The sequence below is a fragment of the Streptomyces sp. NPDC049915 genome (genome assembly GCF_040656475.1).
Classification (GTDB): domain Bacteria; phylum Actinomycetota; class Actinomycetes; order Streptomycetales; family Streptomycetaceae; genus Streptomyces.
On sequence record NZ_JBFAMH010000024.1, the window covers coordinates 42,884 to 67,847 of the forward strand.

At 68.4% G+C, this 24,964-nt stretch carries 24 protein-coding genes and 4 pseudogenes; 13 read left to right on the forward strand and 15 right to left on the reverse strand.

The window, feature by feature from the left end; all coding sequences use genetic code 11:
* Window positions 1–31: 31 nt before the first annotated feature.
* On the reverse strand, window positions 32–1,189 hold the full coding sequence (locus AB0J12_RS30780) for a Dyp-type peroxidase (RefSeq protein ID WP_363267844.1): 1,158 nt from the start codon (window positions 1,187–1,189) through the stop codon (window positions 32–34).
* Between the two features lie 87 nt (window positions 1,190–1,276).
* Between AB0J12_RS30780 and AB0J12_RS30785 the strand changes: the two genes are divergently transcribed.
* Window positions 1,277–2,617 carry a NosD domain-containing protein gene (locus AB0J12_RS30785; RefSeq protein WP_363267907.1) on the forward strand — a complete coding sequence of 447 codons (1,341 nt, stop codon included), beginning with the start codon at window positions 1,277–1,279 and terminating at the stop codon, window positions 2,615–2,617.
* A gap of 16 nt (window positions 2,618–2,633) precedes the next feature.
* Here the strand turns inward: AB0J12_RS30785 and AB0J12_RS30790 are convergent, their stop codons facing one another.
* The 3 genes from AB0J12_RS30790 to AB0J12_RS30800 all read right to left on the reverse strand — a co-directional run bounded on the left by AB0J12_RS30790 (window position 2,634) and on the right by AB0J12_RS30800 (window position 6,832).
* Window positions 2,634–3,332 (reverse strand): hypothetical protein, encoded by a 699-nt coding sequence (locus tag AB0J12_RS30790; RefSeq protein WP_363267908.1) that lies wholly within the window; start codon window positions 3,330–3,332, stop codon window positions 2,634–2,636.
* Between the two features lie 289 nt (window positions 3,333–3,621).
* Window positions 3,622–6,075, reverse strand: coding sequence for an SdrD B-like domain-containing protein (locus AB0J12_RS30795; protein WP_363267909.1), 2,454 nt, complete (start codon window positions 6,073–6,075; stop codon window positions 3,622–3,624).
* Between the two features lie 355 nt (window positions 6,076–6,430).
* Window positions 6,431–6,832, reverse strand: coding sequence for a DUF6086 family protein (locus tag AB0J12_RS30800; protein WP_363267845.1), 402 nt, complete (start codon window positions 6,830–6,832; stop codon window positions 6,431–6,433).
* Window positions 6,833–7,333: 501 nt separating this feature from the next.
* Here AB0J12_RS30800 and AB0J12_RS30805 point away from each other — a divergent pair.
* Entirely contained in the window at window positions 7,334–7,990 is a 657-nt protein-coding gene (locus tag AB0J12_RS30805; RefSeq protein WP_363267846.1) for a hypothetical protein, read from the forward strand.
* A 21-nt stretch (window positions 7,991–8,011) separates the two neighbouring features.
* Here the strand turns inward: AB0J12_RS30805 and AB0J12_RS30810 are convergent, their stop codons facing one another.
* Window positions 8,012–9,007 (reverse strand): sporulation protein, encoded by a 996-nt coding sequence (locus AB0J12_RS30810; RefSeq protein WP_363267847.1) that lies wholly within the window; start codon window positions 9,005–9,007, stop codon window positions 8,012–8,014.
* A 299-nt stretch (window positions 9,008–9,306) separates the two neighbouring features.
* Between AB0J12_RS30810 and AB0J12_RS30815 the strand changes: the two genes are divergently transcribed.
* Window positions 9,307–10,089: a molybdopterin cofactor-binding domain-containing protein gene (locus tag AB0J12_RS30815; RefSeq protein ID WP_363267848.1), complete on the forward strand. Its 783-nt coding sequence runs from the start codon at window positions 9,307–9,309 to the stop codon at window positions 10,087–10,089.
* 70 nt (window positions 10,090–10,159) lie between these two features.
* Here the strand turns inward: AB0J12_RS30815 and AB0J12_RS30820 are convergent, their stop codons facing one another.
* The 4 genes and pseudogenes from AB0J12_RS30820 to AB0J12_RS30835 form a co-directional block, all read right to left on the reverse strand.
* Window positions 10,160–10,579, reverse strand: coding sequence for a transposase (locus AB0J12_RS30820; RefSeq protein WP_363267910.1), 420 nt, complete (start codon window positions 10,577–10,579; stop codon window positions 10,160–10,162).
* A pseudogene (locus AB0J12_RS30825) lies at window positions 10,576–10,818 on the reverse strand (transposase); the annotation flags it as partial. The gene AB0J12_RS30820 and the pseudogene AB0J12_RS30825, both read right to left, overlap by 4 nt.
* Window positions 10,767–11,165: a transposase family protein gene (locus AB0J12_RS30830; RefSeq protein WP_363267849.1), complete on the reverse strand. Its 399-nt coding sequence runs from the start codon at window positions 11,163–11,165 to the stop codon at window positions 10,767–10,769. The pseudogene AB0J12_RS30825 and the gene AB0J12_RS30830, both read right to left, overlap by 52 nt.
* A 257-nt stretch (window positions 11,166–11,422) precedes the next feature.
* Complete coding sequence (locus tag AB0J12_RS30835; protein ID WP_363267850.1) at window positions 11,423–12,655, reverse strand: NAD(P)/FAD-dependent oxidoreductase; 1,233 nt, start codon at window positions 12,653–12,655, stop codon at window positions 11,423–11,425.
* A gap of 65 nt (window positions 12,656–12,720) precedes the next feature.
* Between AB0J12_RS30835 and AB0J12_RS30840 the strand changes: the two genes are divergently transcribed.
* Window positions 12,721–13,326: a TetR family transcriptional regulator gene (locus AB0J12_RS30840; protein ID WP_363267851.1), complete on the forward strand. Its 606-nt coding sequence runs from the start codon at window positions 12,721–12,723 to the stop codon at window positions 13,324–13,326.
* A 794-nt stretch (window positions 13,327–14,120) separates the two neighbouring features.
* Entirely contained in the window at window positions 14,121–14,486 is a 366-nt protein-coding gene (locus tag AB0J12_RS30845; protein ID WP_363267852.1) for a hypothetical protein, read from the forward strand.
* 20 nt (window positions 14,487–14,506) lie between these two features.
* Here AB0J12_RS30845 and AB0J12_RS30850 read toward each other — a convergent pair.
* Together AB0J12_RS30850 and AB0J12_RS30855 are read right to left on the reverse strand one after the other, a co-directional pair.
* Window positions 14,507–15,257, reverse strand: a pseudogene (locus AB0J12_RS30850) (aldehyde dehydrogenase family protein).
* Window positions 15,254–15,496, reverse strand: a complete 243-nt coding sequence (locus AB0J12_RS30855) for a hypothetical protein (protein ID WP_363267853.1) — start codon at window positions 15,494–15,496, stop codon at window positions 15,254–15,256. Before AB0J12_RS30855 ends, AB0J12_RS30850 begins: the two are co-directional and overlap by 4 nt.
* A gap of 479 nt (window positions 15,497–15,975) precedes the next feature.
* Here AB0J12_RS30855 and AB0J12_RS30860 point away from each other — a divergent pair, with 479 nt between their 5' ends.
* The 3 genes and pseudogenes from AB0J12_RS30860 to AB0J12_RS30870 all read left to right on the forward strand — a co-directional run bounded on the left by AB0J12_RS30860 (window position 15,976) and on the right by AB0J12_RS30870 (window position 18,165).
* Window positions 15,976–16,404 (forward strand): hypothetical protein, encoded by a 429-nt coding sequence (locus tag AB0J12_RS30860; RefSeq protein WP_363267854.1) that lies wholly within the window; start codon window positions 15,976–15,978, stop codon window positions 16,402–16,404.
* A gap of 554 nt (window positions 16,405–16,958) precedes the next feature.
* A pseudogene (locus AB0J12_RS30865) lies at window positions 16,959–17,761 on the forward strand (MFS transporter); the annotation flags it as partial.
* Window positions 17,762–17,889: 128 nt separating this feature from the next.
* Window positions 17,890–18,165 carry an STAS domain-containing protein gene (locus AB0J12_RS30870; RefSeq protein WP_363267855.1) on the forward strand — a complete coding sequence of 92 codons (276 nt, stop codon included), beginning with the start codon at window positions 17,890–17,892 and terminating at the stop codon, window positions 18,163–18,165.
* A 206-nt stretch (window positions 18,166–18,371) separates the two neighbouring features.
* On the opposite strand, the gene AB0J12_RS30875 is transcribed toward AB0J12_RS30870, so the two are convergent.
* Window positions 18,372–18,950 (reverse strand): GAF and ANTAR domain-containing protein, encoded by a 579-nt coding sequence (locus AB0J12_RS30875; RefSeq protein ID WP_363267912.1) that lies wholly within the window; start codon window positions 18,948–18,950, stop codon window positions 18,372–18,374.
* Between the two features lie 201 nt (window positions 18,951–19,151).
* A pseudogene (locus tag AB0J12_RS30880) lies at window positions 19,152–19,298 on the reverse strand (IS5/IS1182 family transposase); the annotation flags it as partial.
* Between the two features lie 202 nt (window positions 19,299–19,500).
* On the opposite strand from AB0J12_RS30880, the gene AB0J12_RS30885 reads away from it, so the two are divergent.
* Window positions 19,501–20,064, forward strand: coding sequence for a hypothetical protein (locus AB0J12_RS30885; RefSeq protein ID WP_363267856.1), 564 nt, complete (start codon window positions 19,501–19,503; stop codon window positions 20,062–20,064).
* Window positions 20,065–20,521: 457 nt separating this feature from the next.
* Window positions 20,522–21,436 (forward strand): diacylglycerol kinase family protein, encoded by a 915-nt coding sequence (locus AB0J12_RS30890; RefSeq protein ID WP_363267857.1) that lies wholly within the window; start codon window positions 20,522–20,524, stop codon window positions 21,434–21,436.
* Between the two features lie 29 nt (window positions 21,437–21,465).
* Here the strand turns inward: AB0J12_RS30890 and AB0J12_RS30895 are convergent, their stop codons facing one another.
* Window positions 21,466–21,705 (reverse strand): YozE family protein, encoded by a 240-nt coding sequence (locus AB0J12_RS30895; RefSeq protein WP_363267858.1) that lies wholly within the window; start codon window positions 21,703–21,705, stop codon window positions 21,466–21,468.
* Between the two features lie 371 nt (window positions 21,706–22,076).
* Here AB0J12_RS30895 and AB0J12_RS30900 point away from each other — a divergent pair, with 371 nt between their 5' ends.
* A complete protein-coding gene (locus AB0J12_RS30900) occupies window positions 22,077–22,367 on the forward strand; it encodes an STAS domain-containing protein (RefSeq protein ID WP_363267859.1) in 291 nt (96 codons plus the stop codon).
* Between the two features lie 91 nt (window positions 22,368–22,458).
* Complete coding sequence (locus AB0J12_RS30905; RefSeq protein ID WP_363267860.1) at window positions 22,459–22,596, forward strand: hypothetical protein; 138 nt, start codon at window positions 22,459–22,461, stop codon at window positions 22,594–22,596.
* Between the two features lie 234 nt (window positions 22,597–22,830).
* On the opposite strand, the gene AB0J12_RS30910 is transcribed toward AB0J12_RS30905, so the two are convergent.
* Window positions 22,831–23,787 carry a chlorophyllase gene (locus AB0J12_RS30910; RefSeq protein ID WP_363267861.1) on the reverse strand — a complete coding sequence of 319 codons (957 nt, stop codon included), beginning with the start codon at window positions 23,785–23,787 and terminating at the stop codon, window positions 22,831–22,833.
* Window positions 23,788–23,961: 174 nt separating this feature from the next.
* Between AB0J12_RS30910 and AB0J12_RS30915 the strand changes: the two genes are divergently transcribed.
* Complete coding sequence (locus AB0J12_RS30915) at window positions 23,962–24,558, forward strand: TetR/AcrR family transcriptional regulator (protein ID WP_363267862.1); 597 nt, start codon at window positions 23,962–23,964, stop codon at window positions 24,556–24,558.
* Window positions 24,559–24,964 lie beyond the last annotated feature (406 nt).

Consider the following 24,964-nt stretch of genomic DNA (forward strand, 5'->3'; position numbering starts at 1 on the left):
TGATCAGGCCGAAACCAGGAGTACGGCCTGATCAGCCGAACAGCTGGGAGCCGAGGGGGCGTTGCCGGTCGAAGCCGGGGAGGATCAGGAAGGTCGCGCTGGCGGTTGTGGTGGTGAATTGCAGCAGTGCGTCTGAGGTGTCCATGTGGGTGAGGGTGGCGGTGAAGGTCCGCAGGTCGTTCTGGAAGCTGATGAAGAGCAGGCCGGGGGCGGGCTCGTCGGTGCTGTAGGAGCGGCGGAGCATGAGGCCGGCGCCGACGACGGCGGGGTTCGCTCTGCGCACGTGGGCGTCCACGGGGACGAGATAGCGTCCGTCCGGTGTCTTGGCGCCAAGGTCCGGGCCCGAGGCGACCGGGCCGCCGGAAAGGGGGACACCACTGGCCCGCCGCCGCCCGAAGACCGCTTCCTGCTCGGCCACGGACAGGGCGGCGAACCGCGGCAGGTCGAGTTCCATGCGCCGCACTACGGCAAGGGTGCCGCCGGCGACCGCGGGGGGCCCGGCCAGCCACAGGTCGCGTTGTTGTTCGACGGTCGTGTGCGGGCCCACGATGCCGTCGATGAAACCGAGCGGGTTTCGTGGCGCGGTAAGACCGTTGCCGACGGGCACGTTCGTACCGCGGCGTGCGGACTGCCGCCAGCGTTCGTGGATGCGGTCGCCAGCCTGGTGAAGGAGTGCGGCGGCGGCGACCGGTAAGAGCAGCGCGTCGCTGGCGCAGATCTGTATCAGCAGGTCACCGTCGCGTGCCTGTGGGGCGATCCGCTCGCGGGAGAATCGCGGGAGGTCGGTCGCGCCGGGCAGCGAGGCACCGGCCGTGCGTACCAGTCGGGGGCCCACGCCGACGGTCACGGTCAGGTCGCCCGGCGGCAGGCCCAGCAGCCGCGGGTCGGTCCCCGTGGTGAGTGTGCGGATGGCCTGGCCGAGTTCGGCCAGTAACGGGCCGGCGGCCACGGTGGCACCGAGGTCGGCCACCACGGCGAGCAGGTTGGGCTGGGCCGGCTGAGGGAGCGTGATGCCTGCCTGGTGCCGGCCCGTCGCCGAAACCGGCACGGCCGTAGCCGATGCGGTGGGGGCGTGCTGGCCTGGCTGAGCGGAGTCCGATGTGCACCCGGCGGTCAGACCGGCGGCCACCATGGCGCCGGTGACATCGAGGAACGAGCGGCGCGACGGGTGTTGATCGGCTCGGTGCATGGTGTGCAGGGTGCCACACCGGCATCGCGGATGCCGGTCAACCTTGCGTTTCTGGCGTCGAATTGGGCGTCATGCCAGACTGGGATCATGCCTCGATTAGCTCTTCGCGTGCTGGCAGCGGTACTGGGCACGCTGACACTTGTGGCTGGCTGCAGCAGCGGCGATGGCGGATCGGGCAAGGGCCGACGGCCGGCCGGTGCGCATGTGACGATCCGAGTACCTGGCGATGCCCCGACGATCTCGGATGCGGTGTTTCTCGCTCACCCCGGTGACCTGGTGCTGGTCGCGCCGGGCGTGTACCACGAGTCGGTGAAGATCTCCACGGCTCGCATCACTCTTCGAGGTGAGTCGCGGGAAAAGGTCGTCATCGACGGGCGGTTGCAGCAGCCGAACGGTGTCGTCGTCGCGGCGCCCGGGGTGGCCGTGGAGAACCTGACCGTGGAGAACAACACGCAGAACGGGGTCCTGGTCACCGGTTCGGCGAAGGCGGCCGCCGGGCTGCCGGGGCGAAGTGGCGGCTACGACACCGGCGATGAGCCCGTCACCTTCCTGAAGTCGTTCCTGGTCTCGTATGTGACCGCGACCCGCAACGGTCTGTACGGCATCTACGCGTTCTCCGCGCAGAACGGTGTCATCGAGCATTCGTACGCGTCAGGCGGGGCCGACTCGGGGATCTATGTCGGGCAGTGCAAGCCGTGTCACATCGTGGTGCGGGACAACGTCGCCGAACTCAACGCGGTCGGTTACGAAGGCACCAACGCCAGCGGAGACATGTACGTGGTCGGCAACCGCCTGGTCGGCAACCGGGTCGGCCTGACCACCGACTCCGACCACCAGGAGAAGTTGCTCCCGCAGCAGGGCGCCTTCATCGCGGGCAATCTGATCGCTGCCAACCAGCAGCGGGCCACCCCGGAGCAGGCCGACGGCGGGTGGGGCACCGGCATCGGCATCGACGGCGGCAGTGGCAACCAGTTCATCCGCAACCGCATCGCCGGCAACAGCAACGCCGGGCTGGTGATCACCGCAACCGCCGACATACCTCCGGTCGGCAACCAGATCGTGGACAACACGTTCACCGGCAACGGCGTCGACGTCGGCTGGACGTTCCCCGCCGCCACGCGGGGACGGGGCAACTGCCTGCGCGGCAACGAGCTGCGCACCACAGTGCCCGCCCGGCTCGCGACAACCGCGTTCTGCCCGCTTCCGGCCAGCTCGCCCTCGCCGGCCGGCAGGTGGGCGATGCCGACGGCACCCGGTGGCATCCCGTTCACCGAGGTCGCGGCGCCTGGTCCACAACCGCAGTTCCCGGGCGCCACCACGACGGGCGCCACCGCCGTCCCCGCCGTTCCGGCCCTACCGGACGCGGCAGGCATCCCGCTGCCGTCGGCGTCCCTACTCGCGACGGGCGCGCGGGTGCAGACGCCATGAGCATTCCAAGCAGCGGCTACCGCGTCGGGGTGACTCCGGGTACCGGCTTGACCGGAACGTACTTCTGGGTGTCGAAATCGATGTCCACCGGCTGTGACTCGGAACCCACGCTGACACGGACCCGGTACATGGTGCCGTCCGAGCCGACCCAGTAGCGCACGTTGCCCGCCGTACCGGAGCGGTCCCGGGAGGACGGCCCGGTCATGACGTCCACCCGATGCCCGTCCACCTGGTCTCGTCCCCACCAGGCGGCGCCGTTCTGCGGCAGCAGTTGGGCGTTGTCCGGCCGGTCGCTGCCGAGGCTGAGCGCGATGGTCAGCGAAGTGTCCAGTGCGCTGCCGGACGACTGCAGCGGACGGCCGTACCAGCCCGAGCGGGGCGGCGACGCGGGTGCGTGCGCCGGGACGTTCGCCATCGGGTGGACGAACACCGAGGCGGCCGTCCACTCGATCAGCCCGTCGCTGGATGTGTTGCGGCCGGTGCCGTGCACCACGCCGTAGCCGAGCTTGCCTCGGTAGTCGACGGCCCCGGTGATGGTCAGCCCACCGGTGGTGCCTGGCATAGTGATCGTCACCGCGCGGCCGCGCGCCTCGTAGTTACGGAACCGCGTGATCGCCAGCCGGTTCGCCTCATCTGACGTCAGTGCGCGCGGACCGCTGGAGCTGGAGCCGTGGCCGACGAGGAGGAACGCGGCACCCATGGCGACGGCCACCATGCCGATGACGGCCGCCGCCCAGCGGGGACGCAGCCATCGGCGCCGACCGGCCGCACGGCCCGGTAAAGCTTGCTGGATTCTCACGCTCCGCACGCGGCTCGACGCAGACACTCTTTTGATTCACCCTCTCAGGTCACCGCACTGCTCGGCCGCCATGCGGTCTCGGGCGGCACTCGGCAGTCCAGGGACAGACAACGCCAAGGCCGGCCCTCGTGGACCGGCCGAGACGTGATCTGCCCGACCGCGCCATCCGGATGGCGGGCAGGCAGATCACTGTTGTTCCGTTCGTTCAGTGTTTCTGGGCGCGACGCTTCCGGCTCACGAACGCGATGACCACGCCCGCACCCACCAGCAGACCGACGAGGGAGATCATCCCTGGCAGCCCGGACATACCGGTGTGTGCCAGGGAACCCGTGTCCCCACCGGCCAGGCCCGGGTTGTTGGCAGACGGCGCGGGTGACGGCGGCGTGGAGGCCGGTGGCGACGCCGGTGGTGAGCTCGGTGTCGGTGTCGGTGTCGGAGTCGGGGACGGGGTCGGTGTTGCCGTCGGGATGTACACCCCGGCGTCGATCGTGTGATCGACCCCGCCCGGCTTGTCCGGCGCCGTGACAGCCGCATAGCCGTTGCACAACTGCCCGCTGGTCGGCGGGGTCACATTGGAGTCATGCGCACGGCTGGCTCCGGCTCGCGGGAGCGTGAACCGCAGCGCGCTCGCCGGAGGTTGGCTTGACACCTTGCTGGTGTCCGCGGTGCACACATCGAACTGCACCGTGTATTTGGCCCCGGGTGTGAGCTCGTACGCGGCGCCCACACCACCGAAGTAGTACTCGCCGGCGGCGTCGGTCTTGGTCGTGGCGACCTGTTTGCCGCCCGCGTCCAGCAGGTTGATCGTGGCTTCCGGCAGCAGCGGTTCCGCCGGGTCCTGGATCCCGTTGTGGTCGCCGTCGAACCACACCAGGTTACCGATCTGGATCGGCGCGTTCGCCGCCGCGAACGCGATGTCACCGAGCCCGCCGGCCTTGCCGAACCCGCCTTGGAACCGGCTGACGAACTGGAACCCGTTGTGGGTCGGGTCGTTGCCCGGGCCCTGACCGGTCGTGATGTCGTGGTAACCGGTCCCTGACGTCGCGACGTCGGCGACCGGGTCGAACTCCGTGCTGACGACCCACTGCTGCCGTGGGATATAGGCCACCGACCCCAGCGCGGTCTCCTGATGCGCGTTGGCGTAGAAGTCGCCCGGGAAGTATTCGACGGCATCGGCGGGCTCGCCGCCATTGTTGGCGGGGGTGGCGTGGTTGGGGCAGCTCCCGGTGCCTTCCCACTGGTATTCACCGGTCGGAGTGGCGCAGACCATGGTGATGTCACCACCGGACATGCCGTTTTCCGCCGTGTTGTTCCCCGGGCGAGGGTCCAGCCCTCCCCAACTGAGCACGTCCATGAACCGGTCGCGGAAACCCAGGACCATCGAACCGTCGCGGGCGAAGGCGAGGGAGGCCAGCTCCGGCTGCGGATCGATGAAGGCGTTGCCCGACGTCCGGTCGTCCCACGTGGCCAGGGAGGTGTTCCACGGGTTCCAGTGGGTGGCCTTGTCGCCGGAACCGAAGACGCTGCCGCGTTCATACGTGAGCGGGTGGCTCAGCACCGTGGTGAACCGCTTGCCGTCGTAGGTGTAGACGACGGCTTTCAGGTCCGCGCGCTGCTGCGTGCTCTCCGCGTTGCAGACGCCGCCGACGTACAGCGTGTTGTCGTGGACGGAGAGACCGAACGGCCGCCAGTCGCCGGGGCTCGCGCACCCCGGGTTCGGGATCGGCACCGTCGCCTCGGGCACCGAGGCGGTGGCCCCTGTGGCATCGAAGCTCACGAGGCTGCGGGTCAGCAGGTTCACCGCGTACAGCGTGGAGCCGTCCTCCGACAGGGTCAGGCCACCGATGCTCTCCTTGCCCGGTGCGTCGGTGAACCCGGGATCCTTGATCATGTCGGCGGTGTCGTGCGGCGTCACCGCGGCGCCCGGCACCCGCGCGAACAGCTCCGGCGCACCCGAGCCGCTGACCGGCACCGTGTAGATCGCGCCGGCGCCCTTCGGCCCGTACGGGGCGTACCGGCGGGCGAACGCGCTCTGGAACAGCCGACTGCGGTACTTGTCGTACGCCAGCCCGAACGTCGTGCCCACCTGGGCCTGCGTGGCCAGCGTGGCCGGGCACGACACATCGGTGGGACACGTGCCCCGGGTCTTCGTCCCGAACGCCACCAACGCCCGGTTGTCGGTTCCGTTGGCGCCATTATGGACCGGTACGAAATACCGCGAGTCCGGCAGCGTGTAGTCGGCCGGATCCCACACCCCCGTCACCACCGAGGCGTTCTTTCCGTCCGACACATCCACGAACGACGTGAAGCTGTCGAAGTGGTTCCCCGCCGTCGACGCGGGCGCCGCCTGCAGATAGTCGCTGTACGGTGCCGGGATGCTGACGTCGACGCGGTACTGGCCGCCGCTCAGCATGGTCGACCGCGACACCACGACCTTTCCGGTGGCATCCGTGACGCCGGTGACATGGTGCCCGGCGGGGTCGGAGATCTCCACCTTCATGCCCCGCTGGGGCACGTCCATCGTCGCGTTGATCACGCCGGTGCCGAAGAAGTCGCGCAGGACCTCAACCGTCAGCGTGCCGTCGGCGGCAGAAGCGGCGGCCGGTCCAGCGGTCGCTCCCACGGCGCCGGCTGCCAGTAAGAGAAGGGATAACCCCATGCGCGCCAGCGGCTCCACAAGCCTTGGGGCCGACCGGCGCGGGTCTCTGCCGACTCGGTTCATGGCATCACACTCCACACTTCTCTTGTCTTGAAAAAACGAAGCACCCGCTTTTTTTCGCTGCCCGTCCACTTCCTGGCCTCAGACGCGGACGCCAGTCGCGAACGCAATGGGAAAGGGAGAGGGCCCACGGCTGTTGCGTGGACCACTTTGTGATGATCGTTCGAGATTGTGGGCGAGCTGTAAACGCCGCAGGCCAGGAAAAGCGAACGCGCGTTCAGGGCCTCGTACAGAACCGCCCTGGGCTGTGTGTTTTTGCAGCTCAATCACGGCGCCCCCGCCCCCACCATCGACCTCACCGATCGCCATCGCGAGCAGCAGGCGACATTCTATCCACCGGAGTCTCGCCGTCACCAAGAGAACCCCTGGCGTCCATCGGATCCGCGACAACCCCAGCGCCCAGAGAATGGTGACCGGAAGAATGTACGACAGCGACGTGATGGCCGAAACCGGTCCCCTCGGGTGCGTGACGCCCAGATGACGCCTCTGGGACGCGCTCGTCACTGGCTTTGGTTACCTCTAGCGGCAGCGACTGCCGATGGGTTGGGCCGGCAGTCGCCCGTCGGCGGGATAGGGACTTTGCAATTCCACGGAGCGCCTTGAACGCGAGGGGGGCGATCTGGCACTCGTCAGCCTGCATGGGTCCGATGCCGGACGGCAGACCCAGCTCGGCTTGGTAGACGCTCACCTGGCTCATGAAAAGCTGGGAGGCCCCGTTGGACGGTTCCACAGGGTCTGGTCACCCATGTCGTAGTACTAGCTCAATGCGGCGCCTTCCTGCTGGCCATACAGGCCAGCGTTGCGGCGCATGACATTACGGTCAGTCAGCCCTCCACGGAAAGTGAGCCAGAACCCGTTCTCGTGGACAAAGCCAGTCGGTCGGTCTCCGCGGCAGCCGCCTTCTGCGCGCCCCGCTTGGCCTGTTCCTGCAATGGGGCGGGACGTCGGCGGACAGCGGCCTTCTCCCTCCGGACCTCGACGCCCTTCTGCACGGCCGTTACGACCTTGTCAGGGGTGCTGCACATCCGCGTGGCCGCCAGATACATCTCTACGCGGGCGCGGTGGCCCTGGCGGATCGTGCAGGGCTCTCCGGCCTCCCGGCTGCACGCGGCGCACTTTCCGGGCCTTTCGCAGATGTTCACCGACTGAGCAGCCTTGGCACCCCGGGCGGCTCGGACGGGCAGGGAAACGCCGGTCCATGGCGAAACGAAAGGTGCACCGGCGAGCACGCACGATACTGGGCGAGGAACCCTCGACCCTCGTGTGGTGCGGCCTGCGCAAGGACATTCCACAGCCGCCCAAGGACGTTCACCGGGCGGCGGGCAAGAAGCGTCTGAAACCAGGACGGCACTGGTTGTACTACGTAGGGCTAGTGCTGGCGGCGGCGATCATCATCCCGTGGTTCCTCGTCGAAAAGTTCGACGAACTCCTGGGTCCCAAGCCTGGACGGCGGGAGCCGCGGGGCCGGCGTGACCGGGACGCGACGACACAGCACCGGGACGGCGAGCGCCACCGCCTCCAGCGGCCGTCCGACGACGTCTTCGACGGGAACTGGGAACTCACCGCCGGCCAGTTGCTGCTGCGCTGGTACGGACAGTCGCCCAACCACAGGCGCCTGCTGCTGCTCACCGACGACCGCATCTGCCTGGCGGCCTCGCCAGGGCGACGGCTGTCGCCGACCAAGGCCGACGACTTCGACATCGTCGCGGAGTTCGCGCAGGCCGGGACCCGGATCCATCGGGAACCGGGCCGGCGTCACTTCTTCCTGCATTTCACGGACGGTTCGTGGCTCAACCTGGGGCGGCTGGCCGACCGGGAGGACGCCGAGCACTTCCTCAAGGCGATCAGCGCCTGACGCACCGTCCGGCCGCTGGGCTCAGCCCTCGTCGTCATCGTCGCCCTCGAAGAAGTCGCCGATCTCGTCCACGACTTCGGCAGCGACCATGCCGCCCACGACGCCGACCGCCAGCCCTGCCGCACCGGCGGCGACCGCGGTGCCGATGCCCGGACCGGAGCGGTGCTGCTCGTGGTGCTGGTGCTCGCGGTACCCGTGGTCGCCGGCGTACGGCTCGCCGTGCCCGTACGCCGAGTGAGAGCCGTATGCGGCTCGGTGCTCGACCAGCCGGCGGATCCAGCCGTCGACTTCGGTGTACCAGTCGCGGGCATCGTGGTGGCCGACCGTGAACCGGGTCAGCGCATCGTGGCCGGAGGAGAACAGGCCGCCGCGCTTGTCGGCCTCCAGGACGACTTCCAGACCGGCGGGGGAGGCGAGGAAAGTCAGCTCGATCTCGTTGACCTGGTGTGCGTACTGCGGGGCGGGCGTCAGCTCGATCTCCTGGTAGAAGGGCAGCTGCTGGCCCGTCCCCCCGATCCGGCCGTACTCCAGATCGGCGGACTTGAAACCGAAGCCCAGTTGGCCCAGGGCTTCGAGGATCGCCTCCTGGGCGGGGAGCGGCCCGACGGTCAGCTGGTCGAGGTCGCCCTTGTCCTTGGCTCCCGCCACGCCCAGTTCGGTGCGCACGCCGACGACGATCCCCAGCGGCTGTCCGTACAGTTCGGTGATCGGGGTCTCCCAGGGCAGCATCACGCTGAACGGGACGCTCCGCCGCTCACCCGCGGTGAGCCGGAAACCGCCGGCGACCGTGAACCGGTCGAAGGCGACCACGCCTTCACTCTCGCCGCCGTTGTGCTCGGCCTCGACGCGCGCCACGAGTTCCAGCGTGATGTGGTCGATGTCGAAGTCGGCGTCTCCACCCTGCAGGTGCACCTGCCCCGTCAGATTTCGGCCAGGCAGGGCGGGTGCCGGGTCGAGGACCGTGTCCACCGAGGGCCCGCCGATACCGAGCGAGCCGAGCAGCCGTTTGAACACCATCGGGGCGTCCACTCCTTCATGTGCGTACGTCTGGCACGCCCGTGGGGACAACCGGGGACGCCCGGCCGTTCTCTACAGGCGAGTAGAAGCATAGGGTGGCCGGGCGCTGCGACGGCGGCGCACGGGCCCTTGGCGCGGGAAAGTCCGAAAACAGGCGCACCGTGGCGGCTGTCATGGCCTTGACCGGCGTGCTTTGCTCCTCCTTTACCATGAGGGGGAGGGGCCTGGCACCCTCTCGCTTACCACCGACGACGACAAGGAGAGACGGACCCGCCATGGGAGAGCCCCTGGCGGTCGCGATGATCGCGACGATGGCGCCGTTCGGTCATGTCTCCAAGATCACTCTGACGGTGAAGCCGGACGGCACCTACGTGGCCGGCGTGGGGACCAGCGAGTTCGGCAATGGCACCACGACCGTGCACGCCCAGATCGTCGCGACCGACATGTCGACCGAGCTGGAACGAGTGCGCCTGACGAACTCGGACACCGACGGGGCCATCTACGACACCGGGGCATTCGCCTCGGCGGGCACCACCGTGGCGGGCAAAGCCGTGCATGCCGCGGCGATCGCTCTGCGCACACTGCTGCTTCGCGTCGCTGCCGATATCACTGGCAGCGAGCCCGCCGACTGCTCGATGTTCCCCGACGGCATCCGCAGCCCGAAGCGGATCGTCGGCTCCGCCGAGGCCATGCGCGCCTGCCCGGCGGCCCATCGGGGCGGTGACGGCGCATTCGCACGCGGTGACGAACTGGGCGAGTTCCGCTCACTGGCCTGGAAGGTTCACGGAGTCCGCGTCGCCGTCGACACCTGCACCGGCGCGGTGCGCATCCTGGAATCGGTGCACGCCGCCGACGCGGGCACCGTGATGAATCCCGAGCAGTGCCGCGGCCAGGGGGAGGGCGGTGTCGCCCAAGCCCTCGGCACCGCGCTGTCCGAGGAGGTCATGCTCGACGAGAAGGGCAACCTGCTCACCCCGGTGCTCCGCGCTTACATGATCCCCCAGATGCACGACGTCCCGGAAACGAGGTCTACTTCGCCGAGACCTTCGACGAACTCGCCCCCTTCGGCGCGAAATCGATGAGCGAGAGCCCCTGCAATCATGTCCCGGCCGCCCTCGGCAACGCCATCCGCCGCGCAGTCGGCACGCGGCCCTACTCCCGGGCAGAGGCCAGCAGTTCGTCGAGCTCGGTGTCGCGGAAGCGGCGAACTGTCTTACGGTCGAGGTTCAGACGACGGGCGATGGCGCTGATCGTCCACCGTTCCTCTAGCAGGCGGTGGATGTCTTCGTAACGGTGACGGGTCCGTTCGTTGATCTGGGTGCGGGGAAGCTCCGGGGGTAACAGCATCGGAGGCGGCTCCGGCACCTCGGTCACCATCTCCTCCTCGGCATGTTTGCGCAGGCAGTAGCGGTGCTGATGGCAGGTCTTCTCCACAGCTGCAGACAGGTTCTGCAACAGGTGCCAGCGGTCGGCCACTTCCAGGGCGTTCGGGGCGGCCTGCTTGACCGCCTTGGTGTAGGCGGTGGCCCGGTCCTGCAGATGATCTCCGCTCCGGGATGGTCCTTGAGCCAGGCCGCGAACGTCTCCGCGGTGCGGTCGGGCAGCACGTCCACGATCCGGCCCGCTTCGACGTCAACCAGCACGGTGCCGTAGGTGCAGCCTCTGCGGAAGGCCAACTCATCTACACCCAGCACCCGCGGGGCGCGGTCCGGCACCGGCGGTGCCGTCAGCAGCCTGAGCAGCCGGGTCCGGCCCGTGGTCAGCCGCAGCTGGCGACACAACCGCGCGGCCGGACGGCCGCCCAACTCCACCGCGATGACCGCAGCCAGCCAGTCAGCCCGATGCTCGACCGGCGATGCCGCTCGGTCAGCCCGCCGACATGCTCGACGAACGTCCGACGCGAACAGGTCCTCCGATCACAGAAGAACCGGCGCACCCGCAACCGGACTATGACGCGGCGAGGACCCAACGACCGCTCGTCCATGCTGCGTTGGTACAGGCTGTGCACGCGCCTCGCGCGCTTCCGGCAGTCCGGGCACCGGCCCGGAGGAGCAGTGGACACCACCTTTACGACCAGGACGTCGGTGGAGTCGCTGACACGCTCCACTCGCACATCGATCCTGGGAAAGCGCAAATCCTTGACCGTATTGCTCGCCATGGCAGGAAACACCCTGCCTAAACGATCCCTCGTTCCCGCTCCTGACCTGGGGGTTCACGGAACTGCGGACAGAGCCGTGAAATTACCCAGGGCTACTTCGATTCCTCACTTGGTTGCTCACTCAATGAAGTGGCGGAGTCGCCTGTTCCGAGGGGTCCGGCCGGCCCGCGCGGTCATCTGCGCAGGCCGCAGCCTGAATGATCGATCAGGCACATACGGCCAGTAGAGGGGCTGACAACTCTCGTGTTGTCAGACGTTCAACGGGTTATGTGTGCAAGGACTTGGGCGGCGCTGTCGGGTGCGAAGGCGCTGTCGATTCCCTCGGCGGCGCCTTCGGCTGCTTCCGCTGAGCGGGGCAGCATCAGGGCCTCGTAGGCGCGGACGGCCTCGTCGGTGGTGGTGTGGGTGATGAGGGCCCGGGCGAGGTCGGCGCCGTCGAGCATGGCGAGGTTGGCGCCCATGCCGGAGAAGGGGGACATTAGGTGCGCGGCGTCGCCGAGGAGGGTGATGCCGGGCTTGTGCTGCCAGGTGTGTGGCACGGGCAGGGCGTACAGGGGCCGGTTGACGTACCCGCGGTCAGTGTCGGTGATGAAGCCGAGCAGGTCGAGGTTCCAGCCGGTGAACTCCTTGAGGAGTGCTTCGCGAACGGCGCGGTCATCGGACAGGTCGACGCTGGCCTTCTGGTACCAGTGCTCGTCGGTGCGCATGCCGATGTAGACGCGTATGTGCTGGTGGCTGTTGCGCTGGGCAACGAAACCGCGGTTGTTGTCGAGGGCCATCATCGTGCCGTCGCCGGTGAGTTCGGCGAGTGTGCGGTGGCGGGTATCCGCGTGGTCGAGGCCGGATTCGACGAACGTGACACCGGTGTAGATGGGTATCGCGCCGGAGAGCAGGCGACGGACATTCGACCAGGCGCCGTCGGCTCCGACGACGAGATCGGCTTCGGTGGTGGCGCCGTCCGCGAAATGTAGGCGGTGGACGCCGTCCGTGATGGGCTCTGCGTGCGTGAATTTGTGGTTCCAGCGGACGGTACCGGGCGTCAGGGCGTTCAGCAGGAGGTCGCGCAACTGGCCCCGGTCGATTTCCGGGTTGCCGTCCGTGTCGGCCTCGGGTGGGACGGCGTCGACCAGGAGGCGTCCGTCACGGCTGACCAGGCGCATCTGCTGGCCTTCGGGGCGGGCCAGCGCCACGAACTCGTCCAGCAGTCCGGCCTCGCGCAGGGCGTTCTGGCCGGAGTCGGGGTGCATGTCGAGGGTGCTGCCCTGGTTGCGGGCCGTTGCGGAGGCGTCCAGGTCGTAGATGGTGGCGATGATGCCGTGCCGCTGGAGGATGCGGGCGCAGATCAGGCCGCCGGGGCCGGCGCCGATGATCGCGATGCGGGGTGCGGTGGGTGTGTAGATGGCGATGCTCCGCTCATGGGTGTGCTCAGTCGAAGGAGAGGCTGGGCCGGCCGCGGCCGGGCCACGCGGCCGGCGCTTCCAGAAGAGCACCCTCGACATAAAAGTGCAACAACCCAACTTTTGGAGTTGTGTAACCAAGGGGGTAGGGTTGAAGCGTGAACGAGACGACTGCGGGGCATGAACCGGGGGGGCGCCGCGAGCGCAAGAAGGCCGCCACCCGGCAGGCCCTGGCCGAGGCCGCCCTGCGCCTCTTCCTCGAACACGGCTATGACCAGGTCGGCATCCGGGACATCGCCGATGCCGCGGACGTGTCCACCACCACGCTGTTCAAGCACTTCCCCGTGAAAGAGGCGCTCGTCTTCGACGAGGACGCGGAACAGGAATCCCTGCTGCTGACCGCCGTGCGCGAGCGGCACCAAGGCCAGTCCATCGTGGCCGCCCTGCGCGAGCACGCTCTCCGGTACCGCGTCGAGGCCCGGGGCGGCGACCCGGAGTTTGCCGCCTTCGCCGCACTCGTGGAGGGCACCCCCGCCCTACGCGACTACGGCCAGAACATGTGGCTGCGCCACGAAAGTGCGCTCGCGCACGCCATCGCCGAGGCGACCGGAGTTCCCGCTGACGATCCGGACTGCGCGGCGCTCGCCCACTTCGTCCTCGAAGCGCCCCGCACCGCCCGAGGCCGTGCCGACCGCCATGAGAGGGTCAGCCGCGCCTTCGACCTCCTCGAACGCGGCTGGAACGCCGTCAGCCCCGGCGTCTGAGCGTAAGAGAGTGGCCCGGCCCTGGACGGCCCCCTCGATTCCTCATCCGTCAGGGCCAGCTGGGCCCCACCCTGGACAGTTCAGTCCGCCCCGAAGGCGGCTGGCTGACGGGCGACTCCGCGGGTCTGACGCTCCGTCCCAAGTCAACACCTGGACGGGCGGAGAGATCAACTGAGCATGTCTGTCCCGGCCCCGAGCAGGGGGTGGGGGATTTCAACGAGCCCCATCAACCGGACGTCAGGCCGGAGAAGCCCCGCTCATTAATCGCTCCCACGCCGTCGTCCGGGACTCCAAGATGTTCCTCATGACGAGTCGTGCCGTGTTCTCCCGTTCGTTCCCGAGCCCTTGGTCAGAGGACTACGCGGTCCTCGGCGGGCGGCCTGCTGGCTCTTCCTCCGGGGCGGCTGAGCCGGAGCTGGAGACCGATGCGGCGCTTGCGTTCGCATTCCGTACAGCTGGCGACCTGCCGGCCGAGCACTGGCACGACAACCGCGCCGACGATTCTTGGTGCTGGTCGTGCTGTACAACTGCCGGCATGCCCTCGAACTGGGGCTCAAAGTCGTGCTGCGCGCCCTGGTCGACAGCATCACGTTCGAGGTTGCGCCGGGCGAAGTGCCGCCCGAGATCGTGGGGAAGGTCGGCAAGAAGCTCGCGCACACCCACCAGCTCGACGTCTTGACCGACTATCTCGCCCAGCTCGCACCGATGTTCCGGATGCATCTTCAGGGCGATGTCGTATCACTCTGCGACGACGTCCATGCCTGGATCCGAGCGGCCAGGCGCTGCGGTACAGCATGGTCAAGGGCCAGGGCGGGAAGACGGTGCCGGCCCGCCCGGATCCTCTCTACGTCGACGTCCCCACGTTCGTGCGCCGGGCAGGGGAGGCGTGCACCGCGCTGGACCTGCTTTTTGATCAAATCACCAACGTGCAGGACTGGCAGGTCAATCCGAGCCATGAACGCCGTGGTGAAGCGGGGCTTCCTGAGCCCGGCGGCACGAAAGCGGCACGAAGAGTGGACGGCCTCATGCGGACCGGCTGGGCCGACCCGTACGAGACAGGAGGCGAGCGGACACGCCAGGTGCCGCATCGACGCACCACCGGGCCCGGTCGGCGTGCAGTCGATCTGGCGGGCTCGGGATCGGGGCGAGGCCTTCGCTGATGCCCCTGGGTGCTTTGCGGCTACCTCCTCGTCCTGGGCCCGTGGAGAAGGCTGATCACTCGAGTGAACAGCCTGTCGGTCTTCTCGGTGCGGTCGAAGGTGGTCAGTGTGAGCATCGGCCTGAACCTCTGCCGGGCGATCGCCTTGGCGAAGGTGAACTCCTTTAGGCCGGCGGGCCCGTGGATGCGGCCGAAGCCGGAGTCGCCGACGCCGCCGAAGGGCAGGCTCGGTATGCCGGCAAAGCTGATCACGCCGTTGACCGCGGACATGCACGAGCGGATCCGCTCGGCGACAGTCATGCCCTGGCGCTTGCTGAAGACCGTGTTTCCGAGGCCGTAGGCGGTCGAGTTGGTCAGTTCGATGGCCTCGTCCATGTCCCGCACCTTCGCGACGGTCATGGTCGGTCCGAAGTTCCTCCTGCACCGCCAGGGAGTTCTCCGGCACATCGACCAAGATGGTCGGCTGTACGTAGCGCTCGCCCACGGCATTGAGACCGCCGACCACCGCGCGGCCGCCCTTGTCGCGGGCGTCCTGCACGTGCCGGCGGATGACGTGCAGCTGGCCCGGCATGGTGATCGGTCCGATCTTGGCGTCGGCGCCCGCGTACAGGCCGGCAGCCTTGGTCGTGAGTACGTCGACGAACTCGTCGTAGACCTGCTCGTGGACGTAGACCCGCTCGACGCCGATGCACGTCTGCCCGGCGTTGCTGCACGCGCCCCAGAGCGCCGCGTCGGCCGCGGCGGGGATGTCGGCGTCGGCGTCGACGATCATGGCGTCCTTGAAGCCAGGGTGCGCACCGCGAGCCAGCCGGGGCCTGCGGTCACCTGGGGCGGCAGCAGGATGAGGAGGTCGACGGCTGACAGGGCGCTCCACAGCAGCGAGCGCAGCGGGGTGAGGCTCCCCGCCTCCCAGTCGCCGAGCAGGGTCGCGGCGCCAAACAGCAGGGCGCAGTCTGTCGCCAGACGGGCGCTGCCGGGCCAGTCGCGGTCACCGACCGGGTTCCGCTGCATGCCGTCGATGTTAGGCGGTACAGAGGGCAGGGTGACTGCCACTGACGGCTTCCTGACGCCGGGTGGGGCAATCCTGACGCAGTCCTTACGTGGCACGTCTGTGTCACCCGGTGTGCAGACGGGGGCGGGTGGGCCCGGTTCGGTCCTGCCCGCTCGGCGCCTCTCTCGTGACCGGGGCGACCCCGCGCGAACCGAAGAGGAAGAAGCATCAATGCCGGCAAGGGCCGTGGATTGCCGGTGGGGTCGGCGCCGACTGGCTCGTGGGTGTGCTCGGCCCGCCCCTTCTGACCTGGCTCCTCACGGGCCCCTTGCCGGACGTCGGCCTGGTTGACGGCATGGTGCTGACCCTGGCCCTGACGGTGGCCGCCGCCCTGAGGGGGGCCGACCGGACTAAGTGGGCATGAAGACATCACTGTCGTCACACAAGAGAGAGAATGCGCATGGGCTCTCGACCCGCGTTAGTTGCTGTTGGCATTGCCATGATCGTCGTGGTGCTTCCCGGCTGCAGCCACAGCCAGTCGTCACAGCCAGCACAGTCGTCACAGCCAACCCACAAGATCGTCAAGCACACCTTTTACGGCTATGACCCTCAAGACCCAAGCCTGAACCAGCGCGAGGTACTCACCTGGACGTCCCAGGACGACAACGGACCCATCGACGGGACGTACTCGATCCAGGAACAGGCGAACGGCAAAGGTCGCTGGACGCCCGTGGGTGAAACGAAGTCATTTCAGGGCACCCAGCGCGGAAATGAGATCGACGTGCCGCGAGGACAGCTGGACGACATAGCCCCATTGCACGGCACCCTCCAGCAGAACGGCCATCGGCTTCACCTCGACAGCGACTTGGGCATCGAGACGTACGACCTGTACGACTCTCCAGCGGCCGCAGCAGCCGGAAGACGATGATCTGGCCCCGCTCCTCCCTATCCTGACCCAGCTCCCACGGGGGGCCGCGTACGCTGCGCTCGCCTGTCCCAGCCGCCCTCAGATCGAGTGCGGCGAGCCTCGTTGAGGGGAGCCCGGCAAATCGCCGGGCTCCCCTCAACCATGCGCTCGCTCCTCCACGACCTCGGCGTCGACGGCGAACCGTCTCAGGTGACGCCCTCGTCCATCAGGGCATTGTAGGCGCCGGGCTGGCAGGCCGGGTCCGGCAGCGGCAGGTACGACTGCGAGCACGAGGCTGTCGGGACGGCATGCGCGCTGGTGGTCGACAAGACCAAGCCAGCCGCGGCGAGAGCCAACGCGGAGGATGCGGCGGCGAGTCGGCGTGTCCGTTGCGTGGGGGCCTCCGTCAGTCACGGCACGGCATGGTGTGCCGGGCATCTGACGGCATGACACCACTGCGGCGGTCTATGCGAGTAGAGCCAACAAGTGAACAACTGGCGACCTGCCCAACCCTTGCCGTCCCATGGCCAGACCCTGGCTGACCGTTGAGGAACCGTTGGCCCGGCGTACCCCGCTACGATTGGCGCCCCGCCCTCATCAGCCTCGCACTCGCAGCACTGGCGGTCGCCCCCATGGCCTACCTAGTACTGCGCGAGCACCCGGCCGACATCGGGCGACGCCCCTACGGCAGCGAGACTTTCATCCCGCGCCCGGCACCCGTTCCCGGTGCGGTCCGCCGCACCGTGATCGTCCTGCGCAGTGCCGCCCGCACCGTTCCCTTCTGGCTGCTCGCCGGTACATTCGCCATCTGCGGCGCATCCACCAACGGCATCATGTGGACCCACTTCGCCCCCGCGGCCCACGACCACGGCATGCCCGTCACCACGGCCTCGACCCTGCTGACGCTGATCGGCATCTTCAACGTGGTCGGCACGATCGCCTCCGGACGGCTGACCGACCGCATATACGCCCGTCGGCTCCTCGCCGCCTACTTCCTCCTGCGGGGCCTGTGATGGTCAGTCTGCCCCTGATCATGACCGCCACCGTCATCGCGCCCATGATCACCTTCGTGGTCGCTTTCGGCCTGCTCGACCTGGCGACCGTGCCACCCGTCATCGCCCTGTGCCGAACCTTTTACGGTGACGACAGCGCCATCGTCTTCGGCTGGACCAACGCAGCACACCAGATCGGTGCAGCCTCGGCCTCCTTCGTGGGAGGCGTCGCCCGCGACACCTTCGGCAGCTACGACCCCGTCTGGCTCGCCCTGGCCGCCGCCTGCGCCGCAGCCGCCTTGCTGTCCCTGGCCATACGCCTTCGTCCCACCGCCTCGGCCGAGGCAGACCAGAAGACGTACGCATCTTCGGCCAGTGGGCCATGAGTGCAACACGACACCACGCAATAACCGCTTGCTTACCTCATCCAACATGCCCGAAACGCCGGACCGACCTCAGTTGTCACGGTCCCGACCATGAGAAACGGCGAGGACCGGGGTGCGGACGATGCTGCTTGGAGACCGCTGCCGCCGGCGGCGCCCAGCAGGTCGAGGTGACCTTCAGCCGGGTCTGTTTTTGCGACTGTGCCGGTCTGAACCTCCTGCTGGCAACCAGCATCAACTGCCAGGATCGAGGAGTGGGTCTCTCCGTGTCCAGACCGGTCACGCCCGCCGTCGCGCGACTGTTCCAGCTGGCAGGCGCAGGCCGTTTGCTGCTGATGCCGCAAAGCCGCGTCACCAACGACGGGGGAGAAGGCATGCCGATTGCGGACGCGTCATCGCGGTTGTGACAGGAGGGGCGCCCCGTGCGCTCATAGTAGATAGGCCGCAACTACGGCCCTGCAATGCCCGCATCCCCCCGGGTGATTGCCCACGGGGCGAGCAGGCGCACCCCCCCGTCGCCTGCCCGCCCTGTCCTCACCTGCCACCCGTGACGCCCCCGGCCAATCGCGCGCTGCAGCGCGGTGGCGCCGCCACGGCACACGTCGTGTGGTGCTCAGGCAGGGCCGGTGTGCTCGCGCCGGACCCGCTGGGCGACGTCGCGGAGCTTGATGTTGTGCTCCTGGGAGATGCGGCGCAGCACGTTGAAGGCGTCGTCCTCGCTCAGCTTGTGGCGTTCCATGAGGATGCCCATGGCCTCGCCGATGGCGTGCCGGGACTCCTTGGCGTGCTCGAGCTGGTCGATGGTGCGGGCGCTGTCCAGCGCGACGGCGGCGTGTGAGGCGAGCAGCCAGCCGGCGGTCTCGATGTCCTTGTCGAAGGCTCCGCGGCGGCGCGAGTGCAGGTTCAGTGCGCCGAAGTCGTCGTCGTCGGTGTAGAGCAGCAAGCCGGTCATGCTGCCCAGGCCGAGCTTGCGGGCTCCGGCGGCGTACCGTTCCCAGGATGGCTGCGGCTGGGACATGTCCGGGATCCGGACCACGCGTTCACCGCTGTCCTTGCGGCTGGCCAGGTCGAAGCAGGGCCCCTCACACAGCTTGCCCTGCAGGCGGTCGGACTCGTGGACCATGTCGCCGCAGGCGGCCAGGGTCACCGCTCGGCCCGCGGAATTGGTCGTACGACTCCTCGTGGAACGCAGGTTGGGCGACCCCGCGCCGTCCTGGCAGCGGCAGGCTCCCTGCGCTGGCACAATGGCGCCACGCGCGACGCCTCGCTGTTCGCCGGAGCGATGGACGACGGTCGCTGGGTCATGATCCACCGCCTCGGCGGAACACCCGAGGAAATGGACCAGGCCGGCATTGAGGTGCTAAGGCGAAGCCGTAAGACTCACTGAGCGTTTTCAGCGCTGACGCTCCAGGGTGAGGACGGGAGCGGCGATTGACGACAGGCGGTTCGGGCTGCAGCGGGCCCTGCGGAAGATCCGCCAGGTCTTCAGCCTTGCGACGCTCTGTTCGACTGGTGCCCGTGCCGCCGACAGTGCCTGGTTCGGCCGAGGGCTCGGTGGTCGATGCCGTCGAGGTGCAGATCCGTGAGCTGCTCAGGGAGACTCCGACGATGCCCGCCACGGTGATCGCCGAGCGGATCGGGTGGGACCGCGGGATGACGGTCCTCAAGGAGCGGGCGCGGGAACTGCGGCTGCCTGCGTTCCCGTCGATCCGGTCTTCCGCACGACCTATCAGCCGGGCGAGTTGGCCCAGTGCGACCTGTGGTTTCCCGAGGCGGACATCCCGCTCGGCTATGGGCAAACCGGTCGCCCGCCGGTGCTGGTGATGATGTCCGGCTACTCGCGGGTGATCGCCGCACGGATGCTGCCCTCCCGCACGACCGGAGACCTGATCGACGGACACTGGCGGCTGCTGTCCGCCTGGGGTGCGGTGCCCAAGACGCTCGTCTGGGACCACGAGGCCGGGGTCGGCCGCGACAGACTGACGGCAGAGTTCGCCGCGTTCGCGGGCCTGCTCGCCACGAAGATCCACCTCTGCCGTCCGCGATTTCGACGTCGGCCTCGCCGAACACTATGGCTGGATCAACCGCGCTCTGCCGGCCAGGCGGTCCAGGCCGCCAAGTGCGCCATCAACGACCCCACACTGGCAGAGCCCGCACACATCTGCTCCAATGCCGCAACATTTCAGAGCCTGATCACCCTGCCCGAAACCCGCGAGCGCCTGGACTACCTGACTGGCCGGGGCCTGCAGAGTGTGGGGGAGACCGAACGTGACCTCGGCAGGGCTGTTGGGGAGTTCCGCCGCTGACGGTCCGCTTGGATGGGTCTTGTCTGCTTACTGGCGGAGACAAAGGCGGTGATGCGGGGTTGATGGGGATCCCGCATAGTGATGTGCATGGCGGCGCGGGCCCGGTGGGTGGATGAGGACCAGAACAGTCCGTGGCTGGTGTGCATCCCGGTTGCTCATCGATTCGCTGCCGTAAGCAGCCTTCAGGCCGAGCGCCCCAAGCGGACGGCGCCGACACAACCCCCTGCCTTGATCACATCCTTTCCCGCCAGGCGATACGGCCCAGGAGGGATAACGATGGAGGGAAACGTCCACCTTGCTGTTCCCGGAAGGGTGAGGCGGTATGACATCCCCCTCCGATCCGTCGCGCACCGGCGATTTGACTCCGCCCGGCACCGAGCCACAGGACACCTCCTTCGGCGGAAGCCCGGCGCCGAGACGCGGTGCGGTGATGGCCGGCCGTCGCACGCATGCCCGGGTGGTGATCGTGACGAACCCGCGCTCGGGCGGGGGCAAGACGGCCCGTTACGGCCTGGCGCAGCGGGCCGAGGCGCTGGGGGCCGAGGTCTGGACGACCAGTGCGGAACGGGACGCGGCGTCGCTCGCGCGAGACGCCGTCGAGCAGGGGGCGCAGGTGCTGGGAGTGGCGGGCGGCGACGGCACCGTGTCGGCGGTCGCCGCGGTGGCTGCCGGCACGGGCCGGGCGCTGGTGGTGGTCCCGGCGGGCACTCGCAACCACTTCGCCCGGGATCTGGGGCTCGACCTCGGCGATCCGGGCAAGGCGCTGGACGCCCTGGTCGATGGTGAACCAGCGCAGGTGGACCTCGGGGTGGTCGGTCCGCGCGTTTTCGTCAACAATGTCTCTTTCGGTATGTACGCCGACGCCCTGCTGGAGCCCGGATACCGGGAGGACAAGCCTCGCGCCTTCGCCGCGGTGGCGCCCGACTACCTCAGGGGAAAGCAGTGGGTCGACGCCCGAGTCGACACCCCATGGGGAACCGTCGAGTGCCCGCAAGTGGTGCTGATCTCCAACAACCCCTACCACCTGACCACACCGCGCTGGCTGGGCCGCCGCTTCTCCCTCACCACCGGACAACTGGGCGCTATCGTCCTCAAACGCCCGGCCCAGGCTCCTCCCGACCTCCTGCGGCACCTGCGCAGCGAACTGCGCGACCGCCAGCGCGGTGCCCGCCCAGCTGGTGAAGGGGCCGTCATCTGGTCGGCCCCCGGCATCACACTGCACGGCGACGCGCGGCATCTCGACGCCGGCATCGATGGAGAAGCGGTACGACTTCCTCTCCCCGTCGCGTGCGCAATCCGGCCGGGCGCCCTGCGCGTGCTGCTGCCCAAGAACCGGCCCGGCACCCCGCTGGAGAGCGCAGCTCATCGCTGAACGCGGCTGTCCCAGCCTTTGGAACGGCCTCAGCGACCGGTCGTGTGCGCTGCGGGTGCTTCTTCGTGCGCGGCGTACAGGATCCAGGCATCGATGAGCATCTGCAGTGCCGCGGGGGAGGCCCCCGCTCGCTCCATGTAGTCGGTGTAGGTCTGGAGCCGGTCGGGGCCGTCAGGCCAGGCTGGGTCTCCTGCCGCAAGGCGGGCGAGGTCTCCCAGCGATGTGCGAGATTGCTGGAACTGAGCCAACCATCCTCGGAAACCCTGCATCACCCAGCCCCTCTGAGCGCTCGGAACGTGGCCCTCTGCTCAGCGATGACCGCTCCGAGCGCCGGCCTCACACGAATCTCGATCGTGATCAGTACGCGTCAGCCCGTGCATCATCCACTGCGGCCCTTGCCATTTTCCTCCGCCCGGCTGCCCTGGTGAAGGCACCCTTCAGCCGCCGACACACACCGCCCACCATGGTCCTGACGATGCTGCTCGCAACCTGCCACTGCCCCGGCCCGTCGGAGAAGTCCTCACACCTGGCGCTGCCCGCAGACCACTTCTATCAGCAGGCAGACTGGAGTGGGGGATGGAACTGAGGAGCTTAGGAGGCCGCTGTGCCAGCTGAACCTCAAGCCTCGCGACCAGACGTAATGATCAATGCGGTCGACCACCAGCACGTCGAAGTGACCCTGACCGGAGACGTCAGCACCCATGCCCTGCGCACCCTGGAAGAGCGGCTTGACGATCCACGCTTGCAGGGCGCAGCACACTGGGTTCTGGACTTGCGCGGCGTGACCCACATCGAGCTGGCCTGCGCCTACGCGCTGCTGCGGGCCGTCACGCTCCACTCCGGGACGACCACCGTGCGGGGGCCGCGGCGCGCCGTGCTGCGTACCCTGCAGCAAGCCGGCCTCAATAGTGCAGCTGTGATCGAGGAATAAGCCCAACGGAACGGAACCGCCGCAGCAGCCGTATCGGACGGCGCAGGTGCGAGCCCTCAGACAACGGCGATCACCATGGCGCCACGGTGAGATGGTTCCTGAGTCCGCGATCTACGCATGTGACTGCGGGCAGCGCCACGAGCACTTCACCGACGTGAAGGACCACCGGTTCCCGCCCCTGCACGACAGCCGCTGGCGCCCGAAGGCCGCCTCGCACCCGAACCCCTGAGACCCGCTACCCCCATACCTCTGGGCAGCGCCCACGGTCGGCTGCGATTCGAACAGTGCAGGAGTCTGGGAAGCGCCGCAGCAGCCGATTACCTCTGAGGGCCCTGGTGCCCAGGCGCTCACACCGTGGCGGTCGGCTGCCTGGGCACCGTCGTTGAGTACCAGCCTGCTGACTGACTTCGTGCGGCCGACGGTGCGGACCGTCCGAGGAGGGACGTGGCCGTGGGGCGAGGGCTTACTTGGATTCGACTCGTCCTATCGGATCAGGGTCGGTCGTCAGTGCCTCGCACTCGGCCTGCCACGTGGGGGCACCGGGGCGCAGCTGGGTGCGGAGGTAGGCCGCGGTGAGCCGGGCGAGGGCGGCGACTCGTTCGGGGTTCTCGTCGGTGGTCTCGGCGGCGTCGTATCCGGCGATCCCGCCGAGTCCGTGCTCCGCGCCGAACAGGCTGAGCAGGGTCTTGGGCCCGGGGGCGAGGGTGTAGGGGTCGGCGTGCCAGTCCGGTCCCATGTCCGTGAAGTGCCGGGAGTCGTCCTTGTCGCCGGCGACGACCAGCGTGGGTGTGGTCATGGTGGAGAAGTCGATGGTCCGGAAGACCGGCAGCGCGTCGGCCATCGGTCCGTTGAGGACGTCGCCCCTGCCGGGCGCGGCGAGCAGCACGCCCGCCTTGATCCGCGGTTCGAAAAGGCTCACCTCTCCCCCCTCGTGCGGGTCGGTGACCCGGGCACCCAGCAGGAGGCTGGAGGTGAAGCCCCCGAACGAGTGCCCGGCAACGGCGACCTTGGTGTGGTCGATCCGCCCGCAGAGCAGCGGCACGGCCTTCTCGATCACGTCGAGCCGATCGAGGATGTGCGACATGTCCTCGGAGCGCGAGCGCCAGAAAAAAGGCGCCCCGGCGGCGTCGGCGACCAGGTGGCTCAGCGTCCTGGAGGTGAGGTGGGTTGGCTGGATGACCACGAATCCGTGAGCGGCCCAGAGGTTGACGAGCGGCGCGTAGCCGTTGAGCGAGGAGAGGTTGTTCGACGGGCCGCCGCCGTGGGAGAGGAGGATGACGGCAAGACCGGTTCCGGTCGCGGGCGCGGAGACGCGTACCTGGAGATCCACGGGACGTCCGGGCACAGAGAGGATTACGGGGCTGAAGGACAGGACCGGGGCGGCCGTGCCGCTGGCGTCGGCGCTAGGAATGGTGGACATGGTCACGATGTGGGTTCCCTTTCGGTGGCACCTGCTGTCCGCTGGTCTCCTGCAACCGATGACGGACAAGGTGGTCAGGGGCATCCCGCTTCGACTAACCTGAAGCGGAGCAACGCTCCATTTATTATTCGGAGCATTGCTCCGTTTTGTCAATCGCTGTGGAAGGAGTGCGCGATGGCCACCGACACCCCTGCAGGGCAGTCGCCGTCCCGAGGCAAGCGGGCCGACGCACAGCGCAACCGGCAGACGGTGCTCACTGCTGCCGCCGAGGTGTTCGTCACCTCCGGCGTCGATGCGCCGATCCGCCAGATCGCGGCCCGGGCGGGCGTCGGGATGGCCACGATCTACCGCCACTTTCCGACCCGGGCGGACCTCGTCACGGCCGTCTACCGCCATCAGATCGAGGCATGCGCCGAGGCCGGCCCGAACCTGCTGGCCAGTGCCGACTCCCCGCTCGACGCACTGCGCCAGTGGATCGACCTTTTCGTCGACTTCCTCGTCACCAAGCACGGACTCGCCGACGCCCTGCAGTCCGACCACGACCGATTCGCCGCGCTGCACGCCTACTTCCTGGACCGCCTGCTGCCCGTCTGCGCCCAACTGCTCGACGCTGCGGTCGAGGCCAGTGACATCAGGCCCGGTACGCAGCCATACGAGTTGATGCGCGGCATCGGCAACCTCTGCGTCGGACGCGACGCCGACCCCCGCTACGACCCCCGACGCCTGGTCGCTCTCCTTCTCCGGGGACTGCAGCTACCTCACGCGTCCTGACGCCGATGAGCGGCATCGCGACCTGACCCCTCCGTGCTCCCATGCGATCTGAGCGGCCGCCTCTCAACAGTCGGAGACGCCAGCCGCCGACAGCGTCCCTGAGTTGGTGCTGTCACCTCCCATGAACATCGAACACGGCACCATCAGAACGCCGCTGAACGTCGTGAACGTCCGCTGTCCCAACGCGTGAATAAAACCATTCCATACTCATAGCGGCCACGACACGACCTCCCTCGCGCGATCATCAAGCGAAGGTCGTTGTCGTCCTTCCGGGTTCGGAGATGCGGGCCAGCCGCTTCGACTCCGAGAACCCTGAACGGCAGTTGAGCGTCACTGGCCTCAAGCGGACGTGCCCGTGGCCGCTACTGCTCTGCAGTGGTGCATGGCCATAGGGCTGGCCCAGGGG

What these genes read in the sequence shown, in the direction of transcription:
- AB0J12_RS30780 (WP_363267844.1), bottom strand. Translation starts at nt 1,189, where the DNA reads ATGCACCGAGCCGATCAACACCCGTCGCGCCGCTCGTTCCTCGATGTC.
- AB0J12_RS30785 (WP_363267907.1), top strand. Translation starts at nt 1,277, where the DNA reads ATGCCTCGATTAGCTCTTCGCGTGCTGGCAGCGGTACTGGGCACGCTG.
- AB0J12_RS30790 (WP_363267908.1), bottom strand. Translation starts at nt 3,332, where the DNA reads ATGGTGGCCGTCGCCATGGGTGCCGCGTTCCTCCTCGTCGGCCACGGC.
- AB0J12_RS30795 (WP_363267909.1), bottom strand. Translation starts at nt 6,075, where the DNA reads ATGGGGTTATCCCTTCTCTTACTGGCAGCCGGCGCCGTGGGAGCGACC.
- AB0J12_RS30800 (WP_363267845.1), bottom strand. Translation starts at nt 6,832, where the DNA reads ATGAGCCAGGTGAGCGTCTACCAAGCCGAGCTGGGTCTGCCGTCCGGC.
- AB0J12_RS30805 (WP_363267846.1), top strand. Translation starts at nt 7,334, where the DNA reads ATGGCGAAACGAAAGGTGCACCGGCGAGCACGCACGATACTGGGCGAG.
- AB0J12_RS30810 (WP_363267847.1), bottom strand. Translation starts at nt 9,007, where the DNA reads ATGGTGTTCAAACGGCTGCTCGGCTCGCTCGGTATCGGCGGGCCCTCG.
- AB0J12_RS30815 (WP_363267848.1), top strand. Translation starts at nt 9,307, where the DNA reads ATGATCGCGACGATGGCGCCGTTCGGTCATGTCTCCAAGATCACTCTG.
- AB0J12_RS30830 (WP_363267849.1), bottom strand. Translation starts at nt 11,165, where the DNA reads ATGGCGAGCAATACGGTCAAGGATTTGCGCTTTCCCAGGATCGATGTG.
- AB0J12_RS30845 (WP_363267852.1), top strand. Translation starts at nt 14,121, where the DNA reads ATGGTCAAGGGCCAGGGCGGGAAGACGGTGCCGGCCCGCCCGGATCCT.
- AB0J12_RS30855 (WP_363267853.1), bottom strand. Translation starts at nt 15,496, where the DNA reads ATGCAGCGGAACCCGGTCGGTGACCGCGACTGGCCCGGCAGCGCCCGT.
- AB0J12_RS30860 (WP_363267854.1), top strand. Translation starts at nt 15,976, where the DNA reads ATGATCGTCGTGGTGCTTCCCGGCTGCAGCCACAGCCAGTCGTCACAG.
- AB0J12_RS30895 (WP_363267858.1), bottom strand. Translation starts at nt 21,705, where the DNA reads ATGCAGGGTTTCCGAGGATGGTTGGCTCAGTTCCAGCAATCTCGCACA.
- AB0J12_RS30900 (WP_363267859.1), top strand. Translation starts at nt 22,077, where the DNA reads ATGATCAATGCGGTCGACCACCAGCACGTCGAAGTGACCCTGACCGGA.
- AB0J12_RS30905 (WP_363267860.1), top strand. Translation starts at nt 22,459, where the DNA reads ATGGTTCCTGAGTCCGCGATCTACGCATGTGACTGCGGGCAGCGCCAC.
- AB0J12_RS30910 (WP_363267861.1), bottom strand. Translation starts at nt 23,787, where the DNA reads ATGTCCACCATTCCTAGCGCCGACGCCAGCGGCACGGCCGCCCCGGTC.
- AB0J12_RS30915 (WP_363267862.1), top strand. Translation starts at nt 23,962, where the DNA reads ATGGCCACCGACACCCCTGCAGGGCAGTCGCCGTCCCGAGGCAAGCGG.